Annotated in this window: 11 protein-coding genes; 4 read left to right on the forward strand and 7 right to left on the reverse strand. The window is 56.0% G+C overall.

Features of this window, described 5'->3' with window-relative positions; all coding sequences use genetic code 11:
- Positions 1-116: 116 nt before the first annotated feature.
- The gene (gene recX, locus ABWO67_RS12710) at positions 117-626 is read right to left on the reverse strand and encodes a recombination regulator RecX (RefSeq protein WP_353152087.1); all 510 of its coding nucleotides are present in this window, start codon (positions 624-626) and stop codon (positions 117-119) included.
- A 21-nt stretch (positions 627-647) separates the two neighbouring features.
- Complete coding sequence (gene recA, locus ABWO67_RS12715) at positions 648-1727, reverse strand: recombinase RecA (protein WP_353152088.1); 1080 nt, start codon at positions 1725-1727, stop codon at positions 648-650.
- A gap of 198 nt (positions 1728-1925) precedes the next feature.
- Between recA and ABWO67_RS12720 the strand changes: the two genes are divergently transcribed.
- The 4 genes from ABWO67_RS12720 (at position 1926) to ABWO67_RS12735 (ending at position 7261) form a co-directional block, all read left to right on the forward strand.
- Positions 1926-2615 carry a response regulator gene (locus ABWO67_RS12720; protein ID WP_353152089.1) on the forward strand — a complete coding sequence of 230 codons (690 nt, stop codon included), beginning with the start codon at positions 1926-1928 and terminating at the stop codon, positions 2613-2615.
- A 136-nt stretch (positions 2616-2751) separates the two neighbouring features.
- A complete protein-coding gene (locus ABWO67_RS12725) occupies positions 2752-4143 on the forward strand; it encodes a sensor histidine kinase (RefSeq protein WP_353152090.1) in 1392 nt (463 codons plus the stop codon).
- A 178-nt stretch (positions 4144-4321) separates the two neighbouring features.
- Positions 4322-6031 (forward strand): MFS transporter, encoded by a 1710-nt coding sequence (locus ABWO67_RS12730; RefSeq protein WP_502930012.1) that lies wholly within the window; start codon positions 4322-4324, stop codon positions 6029-6031.
- Positions 6032-6364: 333 nt separating this feature from the next.
- Entirely contained in the window at positions 6365-7261 is an 897-nt protein-coding gene (locus ABWO67_RS12735; RefSeq protein ID WP_353152091.1) for a recombination-associated protein RdgC, read from the forward strand.
- Positions 7262-7318: 57 nt separating this feature from the next.
- Here ABWO67_RS12735 and ABWO67_RS12740 read toward each other — a convergent pair whose 3' ends face one another.
- The 5 genes from ABWO67_RS12740 to ABWO67_RS12760 form a co-directional block, all read right to left on the reverse strand.
- The gene (locus tag ABWO67_RS12740) at positions 7319-8611 is read right to left on the reverse strand and encodes an aspartate carbamoyltransferase (protein WP_353152092.1); all 1293 of its coding nucleotides are present in this window, start codon (positions 8609-8611) and stop codon (positions 7319-7321) included.
- A 125-nt stretch (positions 8612-8736) separates the two neighbouring features.
- Positions 8737-9237, reverse strand: coding sequence for a hypothetical protein (locus ABWO67_RS12745; protein ID WP_353152093.1), 501 nt, complete (start codon positions 9235-9237; stop codon positions 8737-8739).
- Between the two features lie 130 nt (positions 9238-9367).
- A complete protein-coding gene (locus tag ABWO67_RS12750) occupies positions 9368-9982 on the reverse strand; it encodes a SecDF P1 head subdomain-containing protein (protein WP_353152094.1) in 615 nt (204 codons plus the stop codon).
- A gap of 106 nt (positions 9983-10088) precedes the next feature.
- Complete coding sequence (gene pbpC, locus ABWO67_RS12755; protein WP_353152095.1) at positions 10089-12257, reverse strand: penicillin-binding protein 1C; 2169 nt, start codon at positions 12255-12257, stop codon at positions 10089-10091.
- Positions 12258-12270: 13 nt separating this feature from the next.
- Positions 12271-18222 carry an alpha-2-macroglobulin family protein gene (locus ABWO67_RS12760; protein ID WP_353152096.1) on the reverse strand — a complete coding sequence of 1984 codons (5952 nt, stop codon included), beginning with the start codon at positions 18220-18222 and terminating at the stop codon, positions 12271-12273.
- Positions 18223-18458 lie beyond the last annotated feature (236 nt).

The raw sequence follows: 18458 nt of genomic DNA on the forward strand, positions 1-18458 counted from the left end.
CGCCGTCACAAGAATGCAAATAGAACAGCCACAAAAAAGAGGCCTCGCTATACCGTCACAAGAATGCAGATAGAACAGCCACAAAAAGGAAGAGTTCATCGCACCGACAACATCAGCTATTCGTCCGGTAAATCACCCAAAATTCGACGTAAGCATTCGGCCGAGAAACCCCTGGAAGCCAGGAACCGAAACTGCTTGGCGTAGCTTTTGGCATCCTCCGGCGCCTGGCCGAATTTCTTTTCCCAAACGACGCGGGCGCGTTCAACTTCAGTGCTGCGCAGTTTTTCGTTTATGTCGGCAATGGCCTCGTCGGCCAGGCCATGCTGCCTAAGCTCTTGGACAATACGGCTGGATCCGTGACGCGATGCGCGTCGGTTTACCAAGCTTTGAGCGAAACGCTGATTCGACAGCCAGTTTTCGCGTTCAAGATCGTCAAGTAATTTTTCAAGCTCGTCAGCATCGCTTGCATGGGCTGCGAGCTTGCGCTGCAATTCCAGGCGCGAATGCTCGCGCCTGGAAAGAATGGCAATGGCCCGGGCTTTCAGGCTTGGCCCTGCTTTCTTCGGGCGAACGTCTTCGGTATCCGTGGTGGATAGCGTTTCGAAATCGTCGCCTTCGGAATGCATGCTTAACCTTGAAGCCAGCGCTTATTCGTCGCCGAGGGCTTCTGGAGCTTCCGCTGCAGCCGGCTTGCTAACCGTAGACGCTGCCTGTGCGATGACGCCAAGCTGTTCACGAACGCGGTTTTCGATCTCGAACGCCATTTCTGGATGCTCTTTGAGGTATTCGCGAACGTTGTCCTTACCCTGTCCGATACGCGTACCGCTGTAGCTGAACCACGCACCGGCCTTGTCGACGATGCCAGCTTGCACGCCCAGATCAATGATTTCGCCCTCACGCGAAATGCCGGCGCCGTACATGATGTCGAATTCGGCCTGCTTGAATGGCGGCGCCACTTTGTTTTTAACTACCTTGACGCGGGTTTCGTTACCCACCACTTCATCACCCTTTTTAATGGCGCCGATGCGACGAATGTCGAGCCGAACCGAAGCATAGAACTTGAGCGCATTACCGCCTGTGGTGGTTTCGGGATTACCGAACATGACGCCAATTTTCATGCGAATTTGGTTAATGAAGATAACCATGCAATTGGCGCGCTTGATGTTGGCGGTCAGTTTGCGCAGAGCCTGGCTCATGAGGCGAGCCTGCAGGCCGGGCAAGGAATCACCCATGTCGCCTTCGATTTCGGCCTTTGGCACTAGCGCTGCGACCGAGTCGATGACAATAAGGTCGACCGAACCCGAGCGCACGAGCGCATCGGTGATTTCCAGGGCTTGTTCGCCGGTATCGGGCTGCGAAATAAGCAAGTCGTTCAGATTGACGCCTAGCTTGGAGGCATATTGAACGTCGAGCGCGTGTTCGGCATCGATAAACGCGCAGGTACCACCGATTTTTTGCATTTCGGCGATGACTTGCAGGGTAAGCGTGGTTTTACCAGACGATTCAGGGCCGTAGACTTCGATGACACGGCCACGTGGCAAACCGCCGACGCCTAAGGCGATATCCAGCCCCAACGACCCTGTGGAACAAACAAGGATATCGTGTTCGACCTTGTCGTCGCCATAGCGCATGACCGAGCCTTTACCGAATTGCTTGTCGATTTGGGATAAGGCGGCAGCCAGTGCTTTGGCGCGCTCGGAAGCGGCTTTGCTGTTTTTGTCGTCCATGTAGGGTCCTTGACTAAAGCGATAACGAATTAAAGCGCGGTGGCACAGCGCTTGGAATGAGGTGAATTATTGCATCAAATTGTACTGTATAAATAAACAGATATCCAGCAAACCACATCGTAATCCCTGACTATTCAGCTCCAACTGCACATGTCAGAATAGAAATCTCCTTGTACGCCAAGACCAATATCGACTGACATGCGCATTCTAATTGCCGAGGACGACAGTATTCTTGCCGATGGACTTTCCCGTTCACTGCGGTACGACGGCTATGCCGTCGACGTGGTGGCAGACGGTTCCAGCGCTGACTCCGCGCTGCAATTGCAAAGTTTCGACCTGTTGATCCTGGATCTGGACTTGCCCCTGATGCACGGCCTGGGTGTATTACGCTTGCTGCGTCAACGCAATACGCCGTTGCCCGTCCTTATTTTAACGGCAGCCGACACCGTCGAACAACGTGTAAAAGGACTGGATCTGGGGGCAGACGATTATATGGCCAAGCCCTTTGCGCTCAGCGAACTAGAAGCGCGCGTACGGGCGCTTACGCGACGCAGCTCTGGCAATAGCACTACCCTGCTCAAGTACAAGCGCTTAAGCTTTGACCTTAACGGGCGCATAGCCCGGATCGACGATCAACCGCTAGAGCTTTCAGCACGTGAAACCAGTCTGTTGGAAATCTTCCTTTCCCGCTGCGGCCGCATGATCAGCAAGCATCAGTTCGTCGACTTGCTGTGCGAATGGGGTGAAGAAGTCACACCCAACGCCATCGAAGTCTATATTCACCGTCTGCGCAAGAAGCTGGAACCTAGTGGCGCCAAAATCGTAACGGTGCGTGGCCTGGGATACTGCCTGGAAGCCGAAAACCGCAACGACTCCGTCCCTGCCTGACCCAGGCGTCGCGGCATCCTGAATGTTGAATCCGCCATCTTCCCCGCAGGAAGGCAATGCAGGCCTCCGAGCCCGAGTTCCTTTCCTTCAACGGCTGCGACGAAAAAAACGCAATCAGGCATTATTGAACAAGATAATGATCTGGATGTTCGGCCCACTGTTTTTGCTGTGGACCATAGGATTGCTCATCACTTATTTCATTGCACAGAATATCGCCAATGCGCCCTATGACCGCACTTTGGCCGACCACCTGCGCATGCTCAAGCACGAAATCCAACAACAAAAAATCGTCGAGGGCGTAGAGCTTTCCGCCTCGGCCATTACCATATTGCAGGGTGACCCGACGCACCTTATCCACTGGGAAATCCAGGATGCCAATGCAAATTCGATCGGCGGAAATGCCAGCATTCCCTTGCCCGATAACTGGACTTACGAGAACGACATCATTCGTTTTCGCAATGAAACCCTAAACGGTCAAAGTGTGCGCGTGGCGTATATATGGGGCGGGCAGGATCTGAACAACCTGGGCTTTCTGACAGTCGTTGCCCAGTCCAATGAAATGCGCGCCACGCTACAGCAGGAAATCCTGACCGGCATGCTCACCCCCCAATTGATCGTCCTTCCATTGGCCGCTTTATTAGCCGGCCTGGGCCTTACACAGGGCCTCGAACCCCTTAACCTGCTGCAAGAACGCATACGAGCGCGGCGAACCAACGATATGTCGCCGATCAGCGACGACCTGGCGCCGGCTGAAATTGTTCCTTTGGTGGCAGCCATGAACAGCCTGCTGACGCGGCTGGCATCTGCCAATGAAACACAGAGACGGTTTGTTGCCAACGCTGCGCATCAGTTGAAAACGCCCCTCGCCGGTATGCGCACTCAGGCAGAGCTTGCCCTGCGGGAGCGCAGCCCAGAGAAAATGAATGCCAGTCTCGAACAGTTGGTTCGCGGATCCGAACGCGCTACCCGCCTGGTCAATCAATTACTGGCACTGGCCAGAGCAGAAAGCGCCGACGAATCCATTCGACCGCTGTCCAACGTGGTTGAGCTCAATGACATGGCAGAGCAAGCGACTCTGGCGTGGGTCGATTCCGCCCTGTCGAAAAACATAGACCTGGGTTTTGAGCGCGCGCTGACGCCTATGCATGTTGCAGGCAATAGCCTGATGCTGACCGAGTTGCTTAGCAACCTTATCGACAATGCCTTGCTTTACACGCCAGGACAAGGATGGGTAACGGTACGAGTCGGCGGCGATGCCTTATCTGCCTATCTGGAGGTTGAAGACGCCGGCCCTGGCATTGCACCGGCAGACCAAGACCGCGTTTTTGATCGTTTTTTTCGCACGCTGGGCACGTCTGTAGACGGTAGCGGGCTGGGCCTGTCTATCGTAAAAGAAATTGCGGAACAACACCACGCAGGCGTCAATTTCATGCCGACAAGTAGCCGCAAAGGCATTGCTGGGGGCACCTGCCTGCGCGTTACGTTTGCCCGCCTAAAAGAAGCCGGCACAGCAAGCTGGCCCACCTGACTTTCACGCATGCATCACCCTGCCTCCATCAAACTTTCATTAAAAAAACCACTTTATTCAACTGTCCGTAAGTTTGATGTCAGCCTCATACCATAATTTATGCTCTACCTGATTTGCGCAGCGTAAACAGGATAAAAACCCGGACCTGTTGCAGGCCAATCCTAGGAAGGAGACATTCATGAGCACAACCACAAGCGCCGGTCAGCCGGGCGCCCCGCTGGCGGGCATCCAGGCAGGCGCGCCGGATGCCACCAACCGCCCCATGACACCAGAGGAACGAAAAGTTATTTTCGCCTCGTCGCTGGGTACGGTATTCGAGTGGTACGACTTTTATCTGTATGGTTCGCTGGCCACTATTATTGCCGCCCACTTCTTTTCGGGCGTCAATCCTACAGCCGGCTTTATCTTTGCTTTGCTGGCGTTCGCCGCAGGTTTTGCCGTAAGGCCATTCGGCGCGTTGGTGTTCGGCCGTCTGGGCGACCTGGTCGGGCGCAAATATACATTTCTCATCACCATTCTTATCATGGGGATGTCGACCTTTCTGGTGGGTGTCCTGCCATCCTATGCCTCGATAGGCATGGCGGCTCCAATCATTCTGATCGGGTTGCGCATGCTGCAAGGCCTGGCGTTGGGCGGGGAGTACGGCGGCGCCGCTACCTATGTGGCCGAACATGCTCCGCAGAATCGCCGCGGGTTCTATACAAGCTGGATCCAGACCACCGCCACCATGGGGCTGTTCCTGTCTTTGCTGATTATCCTGGGCATACGCACCGCCATGGGCGAAGAAGCCTTCCTGGACTGGGGCTGGCGCATTCCATTCCTGATCTCCGTCGTGCTGCTGGGCATTTCGGTATGGATACGGATGCAACTTAACGAATCACCCGCATTCAAGAAAATGAAAGCGGAAGGCACGGGCTCAAAAGCACCAATCACCGAATCGTTCGGGAAATGGAGCAACCTTAAACTGGTGCTGCTCGCCTTGTTCGGCTTGGCTGCCGGACAAGCCGTGGTCTGGTATACAGGCCAGTTCTATGCCTTATTCTTCCTTACCAAAACCCTGGCCATCGAGGCCAATTCAGCCAACATTATGATTGCGCTGGCGCTGCTTATCGGCACGCCGTTCTTCGTTGTGTTTGGCGCCCTGTCTGACCGTATTGGCCGCAAGCCCATCATCATGGCCGGCTGCCTGATTGCCGCGCTAAGCTACTTCCCTGTTTTCAAAGCCATTACCCACTTTGCCAACCCCGCGCTGGAAACCGCACAGGCCTCGGCACCGGTAACCATTATTGCAGATCCAGCCGCCTGCTCCTTCCAGTTCAATCCCGTAGGCGTGTCGTCGTTCACCAGTTCCTGCGACGTCTTGAAGGCCTTCATGGCCAGCAACGCGGTGAACTACAACAACGAAAAGGCACCTGCAGGGGCCATAGCCAAAGCCAAGATAGGCAACGACGAATTCATCTCGTTCGAAGGCCAGAAGCTAAGCAAAGCCGACTTCACTGCAAAATCGGCTGAGCTGAAGAAATCCCTGACGGAAGCCATACGCAGCCACGGCTACCCGGCCAAAGCCGATCCATCGCAAATCAACTATGTCATGGTGGTAGCCTTGCTGACCTTCCTGGTGATACTCGTCACGATGGTCTATGGCCCTATTGCAGCCATGCTGGTGGAAATGTTCCCGACCCGCATCCGCTATACCTCAATGAGCATGCCGTATCACATTGGTAATGGCTGGTTTGGCGGTTTCCTTCCACCGGTCGCCTTTGCTGTGGTCGCCGCAACCGGGAATATTTACGACGGCTTGTGGTATCCCATCATCATCGCATCCATGACTCTGGTTATTGGCGTATTGTTCGTAAAGGAAACTAAAGGCAACGACATCAATGCCTGACAAGCAAACCCGAAACACGCTGGTTCAGCGCAACGTCAGGCTGGCCAGCTAAAATCGATGTATAGAAAGCATTAGCGTTTTCCTTTGTCAAACGTCTGATCCCCCGGTTTGGCAAAGCAAGCGGGTTCTTTCTATCACCACTGTTGCGCGCCCCACGAGCCGTTTTATGCGCAACAGTGTGTGTTCCCCCTAATGGCCCGGTGCTTAGGCACTTCGGGCCATTTTTTTTCGCGCGGGAAATGGGCTTACAATCGTCGCTCCCTACTCTTTACCGGCTCACGCTTGCCATGCACAGCGTATTAAACATGCCGACAACTCAAGAAGACATCAAATATGTGGTTCAAGAATCTCAGGATATTTCGTCTGGCCCCTTCCTGGTCATGCACTGCGGACTCTCTGGAAGCCGCTATTGAAAAGCAAGCCTTCCAGCCTAGCGGCAGCCAGGAAATGCAAAGCCTCGGATGGGTGCCCCCGCGTGAAAACAGCGGCCTGGTGCACGCGCTGGACGGCCAGTTTCTGCTTAGCTTGCGGGCAGACAAAAAGTTGCTGCCCACCACCGTCATCAATCAGGTGGCAAAAGCCAAGGCGCAAGACATCGAAGAGCAGCAAGGCTTCAAGCCCGGCCGCAAGCAGATGAAGGAAATCAAGGAACAGGTTACCGACGAACTGATGCCCAAGGCATTCAGCATTTATCGTGATACCCGCGTCTGGATAGATACCCGCAACCACTGGCTGGTTATCGATGCCGCCGCAGCCGCCAAAAGCGATGAAGTGTTGGGCATGCTTGCCAAGGCCATTGATTCGTTCCCAATTTCGCCACTGTACGTAGCTGAATCGCCCGCTGCGGCCATGACCAATTGGCTCATCAGCGATGAACCGCCATCAGGATTCAGCATCGACCAGGACACCGAGCTGCGCTCGACCAGCGAAAGCGGTGCTGCAGTGCGCTATGTGCGCCAAAGTATAGAAATCGACGATGTACGCAAGCATGTACAAGCCGGCAAGCAATGCACACGCCTGGCGATGACCTGGGCCGATCGCGTTTCGTTCACGTTGACGGACGGCCTGGACGTCAAGCGGGTGAATCCGCTGGACGTTCTGAAGGAAGGTCAGGACAGCACCTCCCACAATGACGATGAACAGTTCGATTCAGACTTCACCCTGATGACAGGTGAACTCGCGCGCCTGATCACCGATCTGGTAGAAGCCCTGGGCGGCGAAAAAACCTAAGTCGGACGAAGCCGGCCCGCGCGAACGGGGCCGGCTCTGTCACAACGCGCAGCCCCCTTAATCCATGCCGTGGAAGACGCTGTCGTCGGGGCCGATGTGCGAAGGTGGACTCCAGGTAACATCGCGCAGCGAATGCTGCACCAGGCTTTCGACGCCTAGCAACACCGCAAAAATGGCCATGCGCACCGGAATGCCGTTATCGGTCTGCCGGAATATAGCCAGGCGGGAATCGTGATTCAAGTCAACGCTAAGGTCGTTGGCCCCTTCGCGGCTGTCGCGCGGCAATGGGTGCATGACGATAACGTCAGGCCCGCAGCACTTGTCGATAATGGCTTTGTTTACCTGGAAGTCGGGCGTATAGCCTTCCAGATCTTCTGCAGAGAAACGTTCTTTCTGCACCCGCGTCGCGTAAATGACATCCGCGCCAACCAGGCCTTCTTCCAGAGAATTGGTTTGCTGGATGACATGGCCGTGCTTTCCGGTCTGCTCCAAGATATATTGCGGCATTTCCAGCCCGCGCGGCGATATCAATGTGAACTTCAAGCCGCGGTACAACGCCAGCAGCTTTATCAGGGAGTGCACGGTCCGGCCGTATTTCAGATCGCCGACCAACGCAATATGCGCACCATCCAGCAATTTGCCCAGCCGGGAGAACTCGGTCAGTATAGTGTACAAGTCCAGCAAGGCTTGGCTCGGGTGCTCGCCGGGGCCGTCGCCGCCATTCACCACCGGAATATTGGTCGCTTGGGCAAATTCCGCTACAGAACCTTTTTCAGGATGCCTGATCACCATCGCATCGACATAGCCGCTCATGACCCGGCTGGTATCGTAAATGGACTCGCCCTTTGCCATCGACGAAAAAGTGAATCCGGTGGTATCACACACCGAGCCGCCCAACCGGCAAAATGCCGCGCCAAAACTGACACGAGTTCGCGTGCTGGCTTCGAAAAACAGATTCCCCAATACTGCGCCTTCCAGAACGCGAGACACCTTTTGACGACGAGCGATAGGCTGCATTTGGTCGGCAATGCGGAATAGCTCTTCTACCGATTCGCGCGTGAACTGGTCCACTGATAAAAGCTGATGTTTACCGTCGGCGGCGATTCGATCGCGCAAAGGGCCCGACTGTGCGCTTTGCGCATACTTTTGCAATAAGCCTTCGTTTTCGACAATTTCGGTGACGAAACGGTTAACCACTTCCGGCATCGCCCGAAATTCTTGGGACCCTTCTGGCAACAGCCAAGTATCAAGCGCTCTGCGCTTGACGCCAATACGCACTGCGAAAATATCGCGAGTCAGATTTAAGCGGCGCATGGCGTCGCGAAGAAACACCTGTTGCGAGACTGTCATGATGAGATCCTAAACTTATATACGCAAAGCGTACATTTTATTTTGATTGACCTGTCTTGACGAGCTTTTACTAAAGTGTGCCGACAAAATACAACAAGTTCGCGTCGACAGGGATATCCATGGCTTCAAAAGAATTGAACTGTATTTTCTTTGCCGTCATAGGTGAATTCTTGCGCTTCACCGAATTGCTCGAATGGCGCCATCTCCATGTCATCCTCAGACGACGCGCTTTCAGGGCTTTGGTACACGACGCTCACCAAGCCTAAAAGCAGCCAGCAGCCAAAAACAAAGGCCAGCAGCGCCAGGGAATAGGCCACCATGGTGCAAAACAAAGGAATCCAGTGGGTACGGCGCGTTCGGCCCGCAATCAACTGATTCAACAAACTCGCTTGTGTGGGATAGGACCAAAGCAGGCCCAAGGCGGCCAGTGTCAGCCCGCCTAGAAAGGCAGCCAAAGGCAATCGCAACCATTGCGGCGCCAGATCGGTAGTGATGACGCCCATGCCCACCAACAGTGTGGCAATGACCCCCAAGCCGTTGATCCACGCAAAGAACTTGAACCCCAAAGTCAGCGTCGAAGCCAGAGACTGAAGCGCAGGAAAATGATCGGTTCGATTGTTATTCATTGTTTTCTACCGCCCGCTCAAGTCAACACTTGCCTATGATACTGCGTGACAGACAGGCTAAAACGGCACCACTAAAGGTGCCGTTTTGCCCAATCTGAATCAGCGTCCGCCTAAAAGAACAGATGCTGAATTACTGAGTGCCGGAGCCTGTCGTACCTTGCGTGCCCTGCGTACTGGTGCCATTTGCTGGGGCCGCACCGGCCGCTGGAGCAGCACCATTCTGGGCACCTGCAATAGCGCGTGCAGCAGCCGTGGCGTTTTCTTCAGTGCCCACGGCAAATACCAACTGCGCACTAGTAACAGGCACGGAATAACCTGGCGCTGCCATCATGGTGCGCCCAACGACCAAGGCCAAGCGTTTATTGGGGTTCTTGGTAGTCGCGTCGGAAATCTTCTTTTTGCCATCGTCGTTCAGTTCCAATGCCAGCAAGCCTTCGCCCTGCTTATTGGAGCCTGCCTGGATACCGGTTAGGTCAGCCCTGGTAATGATAGGCTGCGGATTGACGTAAAGCGTGCCAGACTCAAGGCCGACAGGTGTCCACCCGGACTGCAGGGTGGTGTCAGCAAGAAACACCGCAACAGGCGCGCCTTGGCGTTGAGCCTGTAGATTAGTTTCTGGTTTTGGGGCAGTGGCCACACCAGGCTCTTGGCTGACCTTCTTATCGCCCGGTAAAGTCTGGCATGCTGCCAACAATATCAAACTGGCAGGAACCAGGATACGGCCGAGCGTACGAATAGCTTTCATGGAAACTCCCCCAAACATTTTATTTCAACAGGGGAAAAGTTTAACAGGTAGACGAGCGAAGTTAAGTCAAACTCTGTCAATTTGTTGGAAGCAGTACCAAGAAAATTTATTTGACATTTATCGCCCGCACTTCAATATCAACTTTGTCCAGCACCACGCCCTGCTCATCCAGCAATTGAATATGGTGCCGCCCGGGCCATGGCGCCCAACGGGCATGGGCTCCATAACCCAAAATACGTTCGCCAATACGCCACGATACCCGTTCTGGCCTGCCCGCGGCCAGGTTGCCCGCCAACAGTCCGAGTTGCTGTTTATCACGAGGAATATCGGGGTCCAGTGCAAGTATGGTGCCCGGCACTGGCGCAACAATACGCGGAACGCCGTGTCCTTCAAGCACGCTGTCCTGCGCCAGCTGGACGTGGGACAGCATCGTATCGCCGATGAAGAAATCTTCGCGGGACGGCTCGATATCACCCTGAAAGCTGACCATAGTGCTGCCTACATCGGCCGGCGCTGGCGACTGATTGCTGTCGGCCCGTCTGTGCAGGTATGCCATGATGTCATGCCATATCGGCCCCGCCCCCGAAACGCCTGACACATCATGCATACTGGCGCCCGCACTATTTCCCACCCATACGCCGACCGTGTAGCGTTGCGACCATCCCGCACACCAGTTATCCCTCATATCTTTGCTGGTTCCGGTTTTTACTGCTGTCCAGAAAGAGGTCGACAAAGGACTATCCAGACCGAAAGTGCGGGCACGAGCCTGGCGATCCGACAAGATATCCCCCACGATCCAGGCCGCGGCGGGCGACATAATTTGTTTCCACTCTGCCGCTTCTGCGGCTTTCTGGAAGTACTGAGGCGGGGAATACTTCCCCAAATTTGCCAGGCTGCGATAGGCATTGCTTAACGATAGCAGCGTGACATCGGCACTTCCCAACGCCAGGCTATAGCCATAGAAATCCCCGGCCTGATCCAAAGGCAAGCCCAGGCGTACAAGAAGCCGTGCAAAGGCATCCGGCGTCACCATCACCAATGCCCGTACGGCGGGAATATTCAGGGACGAAGCCAATGCAGTTCGCACGCTGACCCAGCCAGAAAAAAATTTATCGTAGTTCTGCGGAATATATAGGCCGTTGCCGGTGGGTAAATTCAACGGCCCATCGTTCATCAACGATACCGAAGTCAACCGTTGTTGCTCAAGGGCTTGCGCATACAGGAATGGCTTGAGCGTAGAACCCGCCTGGCGCAAAGCGCGCGCATGGTCCACCCGAGACGCCGCGGACAGCCCTCCCGATGAACCCACATAAGCCAGAATTTTGCCCGTTTGATTATCAAGTACCACCACCGCGGCATCCCGCACGTTGGACGTACTTAACGCTCGCAGATGGCGGTCTACGCTTCGCAGGGCAAAGCGCTGCAAGTCGCCGTCCAGCGAGGTACGCAGCGATTGCCCGGGCTGAGGGGCCGTCGCCAGTTGACCGACAGCCAGCCGCGCATAATGGGGCGCCAGGCCTTGCGCGTCGGCCCACGGCGCGGACCTGCGTTGTAGTGTTTGATAGAAGAAGTCGCCCAGCCCTTGGCATTCCTGCGGCGACGCCATCTCGGTCAACAAGGCGCACGCCCTTTGCTGCAATACGGGCAAGGCAGCATTGGGGCCGCGCAATAACACAGCCGCCAACGCCGCTTCGCGTGCATTCAGGCCGCTAGGATGCTTCTGGAACAAGACCCGCGATAAGGCATCGACACCCACCAATTCACCATGGAACGCAGCGAGATTCAAATAGGCTTCCAGGATTTGCGGCTTGCTCCAGCTTTCTTCCAGAGACAAGGCCTGCCGCGCCTGATCGAATTTCTGCGCAAGACTGCGGCCGCTTGGCCCCCGACGCAGCGCGTCATCGAGCAAGCCTGCCAACTGCATGCTGAGCGTAGAGGCGCCCCGGTGTTGTTGACGAACCAGATTGCCCCAGCCTGCACTCGCGATAGCCCGCCAATCTATACCTTCATGCGCATAAAAGCGCTGATCCTCGGAACGGATCACGGCTCGCTGCAAGGCGACGGAAATATCGCCTAGCGCTATCCACTGGCCTCGCCTGGTCTGGAAATCGGTCCGTACCCGTTGCAGCAAGTGCCCAGTGCTATCCAGCACCAGAATATCCGAGGCTTGATAACGACTCTTGACTTCCTCGTACGACGGCAGGCTGGCTGCCGCGGCCTGGAAGCCGACAGCCAGCAAGACCAGCCCCATTACACGATAAAAAAGAGTCGTCATCTGCGCCGTCTATTCAATTCGCCTTTTCCGGCAAGACCTTGAACGCGTCCGTATTGGGCAGCTCGCCAAAAACATCGGGCTGGTACATTGCTTCCATACGCGTGGGCGGCAACTGGAACGTACCCACGCTATTCAGCCGCACCGTGTATTCGATGGTCGACGCACCTGCCGGCAAATACTCGTAATAAGCACGATAGGACTCAAAGCTGCGCTCTACAAAACTTGGACCATACCAACCCGTATCCGCCTCTGTTTGCGTGGCAATACTGGAATCGCGCCCCAGCCCGCTGCCAAGTATCGTAGCGCCTGCCGGTATCGGATCTGTCAGTACCGCCCAGGTCGTCGCCGCCTTGGCGTTAATATCCAAGGTCACCCGATACACATCCCCTCGTGACCAGACGCCCGGCACGGCTTGCGACACTGGCTTGATGCTGCGCTTGATATCGTATCCCGCCATTATCGGCTTGACCGCAGGAACGGCAGCCATCGAGCTGACCGTAGCCCACGCCCGACCTTGTCCGTCCAGCTCAATGGCCAGCACATCGGCCTCATCCTTTGGCCACGGCAGCAGCATGTCGTGCGAACGCACGCCAGACTTGGGCTTGAGCGCAGCCCATTCGAACCCTTGCTCTACGCCGCTTAGCAGCAGGCTTGCCTTGACTTGGCCCGCAACCGGCGTGCCCTCGTAATGCTGGGAGAATTTCTCGATAGCCAAGGCTCCCAGCAAGTTAGCCGTCGTAGTACGCCATGCCCCTTTTTGTTGAAGCCCTAACAAACCCTGCGCCAGACGCGGCAACTCCTGGTCCCACTGCGATTGCCCCGCCGTTGTCAGAATAAGCTTTGCCAGGTTGGTTTCGGGGCTAACCATCAACCACCACCAATTATTCTGCGCCTCGTCCCCAAACACCGCGGTCGTACCCCTGTCCAGCAAGCGAGCCTGAATCAACTGACGGGCCTGCCCCAGCAATGCCTGCTGCTGCGGTATGCCAGGCACGCGTTGCAACACAGCCAGCCAGTCGATCAGGGCCGACGTCGGCCAGCGATTGGGATCTATCGAAATGCTGTCTAACATGCGCGGCTTGACCAGGCCGTAACGCGACAAGGCTTCCAGCGCGATCAGCTTACGCGCATCCAGATCTTTCTGAGGCGCCCAACGTTGGCGCGTCAGCTTGCCCTCCACAAACGCCAGCAAACCGCGCGTCATGGCCTGACGACTGTTTTCGGGAATGGCATACGGCAAGCCCAGGGCCTGCGCCTCGTGGCTGGCTGTCAGCAAATACGCAGTCAATACCTCGTTGCCGTATCGAGCACCGGGAAAATAACTGGCCAGGCCATCGCTATCCAGATAATCCGGCAAGCGATGCATGATTTCTTTCCATTGCGACGCATCGCGCAAGCCTATTGCTTTGGAACTGACCTGTTCCAGGCAGGTATAGGGATATGCCGCCAGCCACTCGCGTACGCCCGGCAACCCGCCCGCCAGGCTGGACTGCACATGCACCTGCAATCCGCCGCGCGGCACGCCATTGGCGTCGGCAAGCGCGCCTTGCGGCGCCGATACAGGCAAGCTTGCGGGCGGCTGAGACGCATCCAGCGCAAGCAACGTGGCCTGACGGGTGCGCACGGGCACTGCCGGTGTTAATACTTGCTTGAAAGCCAACTTGTCAGAAGCTGCGGAGGCACCTTGCTCGTGCGCTTCGAACGTCCAGGCCAGCGTTTCTTTTTCAGCCCACAAATTGCTTTCGGGCGCCTGCACATCCCAACTGATGGTCTGCGCGGCACCTGCGGCAAGCTCCACCGACTGGACAGCAAGAGACTCTGACGGCACCCCCTTGCCAGCGTAAGCCGCTGACACGTCCAAGCGCATTTCGCGCTGGGTAGAATTACGTACCGTCGCCGTTGCATGGTACTGATCGCCTTCACGAACCAAGGCAGGCAAGCCGGGAATGATTTGCAAGTCCTGGATGCTGGCAATACTGCTGCTACCGGTGCCAAACCGCCCCACGCCGTAATCGGCAATAGCCACCAATTTGAAGCGCGTGATGGAGTCGTTCAGCGGCACTTCGAATTGCGCCTTGCCCTGTGCATCCAACTGAATATCGGCCCGCCATAACAACAGCGTATCCAACAGCTCGCGCGTGGGACTCTTGCCGCCCCCGCCACCTGCCGGCATAGCCTTGCGCCCGTAATGCCGGCGCCCGACAATTTCCATTTGCGCAGTGGCGGTCTCGACACCATAGCTGCGGAACTGGCGCATGGCCGACAACAGATCCCAGCTTTCGTTAGGCGCCAGTTCCAGCAAGGCCTGGTCCACCGCGGCAAACGCCACCGTACCATTGGCAGCCGGCTTGCCATCAGGCAAGGTCACCTCGACGCTGACCACAGCCTTGGAGCGCAGCTGATAGGTTGACTTATCGGTACTGACTTTTACCTTTAATTGATCCTGCTCATCGGACACCTTTATCTCGGCCAATCCGAAACGGAAAGAAGGCTTGGCCAAGTCGACAAGCGCCGTAGGCGCCAACTGGCTTTTCCCTGCCTCGACAAAAGCGTTGTACCAAGACTTGGGTTCTTGCCAGCCCCAGGTAAAGAAGGAATACCAAGGCACCTCGTGCAATCGCCCGCGCAACGCCAATACGGACACATACACATTAGGCCCCCATTGCGCTTCAATAGGAATACTGATGGTGGGATCGTCGCCATCCAGCGTCACCACTTGCGTCTTCAATACCCCTTCGCGTTCCACAGCGACGAGCGCCGTGGCATGACGAAAAGGCATACGCACCTGAAATTGCGCCACTTCCCCAGGTTTCCAGTTTTTCTTGGCGGGGATTATGTCGATGCGGTCGTCATTGTCGCCGCCGAACCATAAGTCGCCTGCCCCCGTTACCCATATCGTCGATTGAGCTTTGGATTCCCGGCCTTGCGCATCTTTTGCCGTGGCAATCAATTCGATCGAACCCGCCTCTTTCAAATCGGCCGTACATTCCAATAGCCCTTTCGAATCGGTTTTACCTTCACATACCGTACCCAGCTGGCGCGTTTCGGTGCGATTGTCGTAACTGTAAAAGCCGCCCACCATGCGCTTGCGCGTAGAGTAAGTGGTGCGAGCCACCGCAGTAATCGTCATGGGCACATTAGCTTGCGGCGCCCCCGACGGCGCCAGGGCCAGGGCACTAATGCCGGCCGGCTTGCCCGCCTGCACCCAACCACCTGTGCGTATCGCAGCCTGCACGGCTGCCGGCCACACTGGCACCGATTGCGCCAGCGTTTGAATTTCACCATTGGGATCGGCAAAGCTGGCTTCCAGCAACAAAGTCTGCGGCCGCGTTATAGCCGGCACTGATGCCACCGCCAGGCGCCCGCCCCCTTGCGCGTCAAGCACCATGGCCTGCTTATCTAGAAAAAGCGATTGTTTTTCAGTGCTGGCTGAGTCCTGCCCTGCGCCCGCATCCGACTCGCCGTCATCGCCCTCGTCACCTGAAGCTTCAGGAGGATTGAAAGAAAAATCTTCATAGTCCGGAAAACTTAACCATCTGTCTTTCAGCACACCCGAAACACGCACCGGCAACTGCCCTGCCGGCCCGCCCGACACATACGAAATTTGCACATCCACATCGAGCTTTTCAGGCGCCACCAAGGTATCTGCACCCTTGTCATCGCTGATCTTCAATTGCCCCGTCAATAACGGCAACTTGAATTCCTCGACGCGAAACTGGCTACTGCCATACCAATGGCTATCGGCATCTGTCAGTTGCACCGTATACATACCCAGCTTGGCGGTCTCCGGCATAACGAGACTACTGACTGCAAACAAGCCGCCTGTCGCCGTCTTCTTCCAGGACACCGGCTGCTTGTAACGCTGATCCGAACCTTGATGCTCAATAATCAGCGTATCAGGCAAGTTCGCCGCATCTGTCGGCAAAGCCAGACCGTCGCGGGTCTGCACCCGGACAAAGTGCTTCATCGACACCGTTTCGCCGGCACGCAACAAGGTGCGATCAAAAACCGTATGGGCAACAACAGTAGGCTGCGGGCTTGTGTCTGTCGACACATTAAAGCGCCAGGATTCTATGCCGCGGTTCCAGTCCGAAAACACAAAAGAAAAATCCGCTTTCCCGCGCGCCAAGGGATGATCCTTGTCAATTCTCGCGGACACATAGGTGCCGCTCAGCCCTGTGTCCGAACAATAATCAGGCACGCTCAACGGCTGTGGATAATGCCAAATACCATTCGCATCTGTCTTGCCCTGCGCCACCGGCCTGCCCGAGCAGTCCAGCACAGAAATTGCCGCGTCGGGAACCACTTTCCCATCATCGAGCGTCGTGACCCACGCCAGCATATCGTCGCGCCCGGTTTTGACATGCACGCCCAGATTAGTCACCAAAGCCGTCGTCCGCACATACATAGGCTTGCCGGATTCCAGCAACGACTTGCCCAACCTGGCGGACTCTACTTCGAGCACATGAAAACCCGGCTCATCTATTGGCACACCCACCACTTCGAAAGGCCGGGGATCATCGGCATTGATGCCAGGCAAAGTCAGTTCACGCCGCTTCTTCTGCCCTTCAAGGACCGAAAAACCACGCACGTCAATGTCGTCCTGGTTATCGGATCGCGGCTCACGGTCAGCCATGATGTCCTTGACCTGAGCCATCGTCCAACGGCTTTCATTCAGCCTGCGCACACGCGCATACCAATGCAAGACATCGACATCGTCCTGCGGAACATAATCGCTGATCTTGCCTGCTGAAATCGCTAAATCGCTACTGCTAAGGGCCGCTTCCACATTGCGCAAGGACAATGGCACGCTGGCTGGCGCCTTGGAGTCGTCATCGCCCTTCGATACATTGGCGAAACGTTCAACCACGCCAAATGGAGCGGCAGCGAACTTGACCAGCGGCGGGAAAGCCGCCGTCTGAACAGTCAGGGGAAACTGATCCGCATTGACGAGCACACGCCCTGCATCATCCTTCAAACCTTCCGGCAATGACAAGGTCAACGCGGCCTGCTCGGGGAACGGGCCATCGAAGCTGACCCGCGTTACCCCCCCCTGATAAGTATCGTCATCGTTTTTCGCCCGCGACAATTCCTGCGAAGGCGTTTTCAGACGAATTTTATCGGCGTCGGCAGGTGCAATGGGCGCCGAGAACGTCAAGCTTAGCGACGATACCGGTGTGCAAGGCATACTGGAATTCTCGCGTTGACAAGTAAATTCCGCCTTGAACGGCGCGCGCACCGTGTAATCAAAAAGCTCGGCCTTACTGCTTGCCACACCGGCACGACCCTGCGACAACGCAGCAACACCAGGCCCTACCTTTAATTGAACCCGCGCCTCGGCCGGTAGACGGCGCTTGCATTGCAGCAATTGCGTAGCAGCGGTATCCATGGCCGAATCCCGCGAATAAAAAGCCGCCTTCAGAATCCCTTTACGTTCATCACCCGTAATCGAGCGCACCGGTACGGCCTCGCCCAACCCTTCGACCAGACAATGCGTATTGGCAAGCAAGGTATTGGCGTCAACGTCTCCGTTAAAACGCAGCACAAAAACCTGGTCCTCGTCTATGGTCGAACCATAAGGACGTGTTTCCTGCACTATGGGGCCGCCCGTCTGGAAAGCAAAACTGGTTTTGCCAGTCAACGCTTCATTGGCCAACGTGCGAAAGTCCGGCCTGATCTTGGCCGTGCAACTGACACCAGGCCCTGGCTGCGATTCAAACACATAAGTCCAACGCTTGGCATCGAGCCACCGACCGTGGCCTTGAAGTTGAGGATCGTCGCACTCGACATCCATCGGCGCTGGCGCCTGCCCGTCTCCAAAAGCGATTACGTTCGTATCGAAAGCCAACTTCACACTTTCGATTTTTGCGACCGTACCTTGAGGGGAAAACTGTGCAACTTTAGCCGCCCATGCGGGGGAAATACCCAAGGCGCACGCCAAAACCAACGCTTTAATTCGATTCACTCAACTTCTCCGGCCCATTTTTTCGGCCACAATACCACCGTTAAGACAGCAAGTCAGCTAACGAAGGCAGCAAAGGCTGCAGAAATGATTGAATGCCCGGCACAGTTTTTCGGTTTATGTAATAATTGCGGGCTAATTGATTGGGTAGCGGCTTGGTGACAGGCAAGTATGCAATCGTTAGGCCCCTCTAGCTCATGCCTGGTTAGAGCAGCGGACTCATAATCCGTTGGTGCGCA

The organism is Pollutimonas bauzanensis (assembly GCF_040393045.1).
In the GTDB taxonomy this organism is placed as follows: Bacteria; Pseudomonadota; Gammaproteobacteria; order Burkholderiales; family Burkholderiaceae_B; genus Pollutimonas; species Pollutimonas bauzanensis_A.

What these genes read in the sequence shown, in the direction of transcription:
- recX (WP_353152087.1), bottom strand. Translation starts at nt 626, where the DNA reads ATGCATTCCGAAGGCGACGATTTCGAAACGCTATCCACCACGGATACC.
- recA (WP_353152088.1), bottom strand. Translation starts at nt 1,727, where the DNA reads ATGGACGACAAAAACAGCAAAGCCGCTTCCGAGCGCGCCAAAGCACTG.
- ABWO67_RS12720 (WP_353152089.1), top strand. Translation starts at nt 1,926, where the DNA reads ATGCGCATTCTAATTGCCGAGGACGACAGTATTCTTGCCGATGGACTT.
- ABWO67_RS12725 (WP_353152090.1), top strand. Translation starts at nt 2,752, where the DNA reads ATGATCTGGATGTTCGGCCCACTGTTTTTGCTGTGGACCATAGGATTG.
- ABWO67_RS12730 (WP_502930012.1), top strand. Translation starts at nt 4,322, where the DNA reads ATGAGCACAACCACAAGCGCCGGTCAGCCGGGCGCCCCGCTGGCGGGC.
- ABWO67_RS12735 (WP_353152091.1), top strand. Translation starts at nt 6,365, where the DNA reads ATGTGGTTCAAGAATCTCAGGATATTTCGTCTGGCCCCTTCCTGGTCA.
- ABWO67_RS12740 (WP_353152092.1), bottom strand. Translation starts at nt 8,611, where the DNA reads ATGACAGTCTCGCAACAGGTGTTTCTTCGCGACGCCATGCGCCGCTTA.
- ABWO67_RS12745 (WP_353152093.1), bottom strand. Translation starts at nt 9,237, where the DNA reads ATGAATAACAATCGAACCGATCATTTTCCTGCGCTTCAGTCTCTGGCT.
- ABWO67_RS12750 (WP_353152094.1), bottom strand. Translation starts at nt 9,982, where the DNA reads ATGAAAGCTATTCGTACGCTCGGCCGTATCCTGGTTCCTGCCAGTTTG.
- pbpC (WP_353152095.1), bottom strand. Translation starts at nt 12,257, where the DNA reads ATGACGACTCTTTTTTATCGTGTAATGGGGCTGGTCTTGCTGGCTGTC.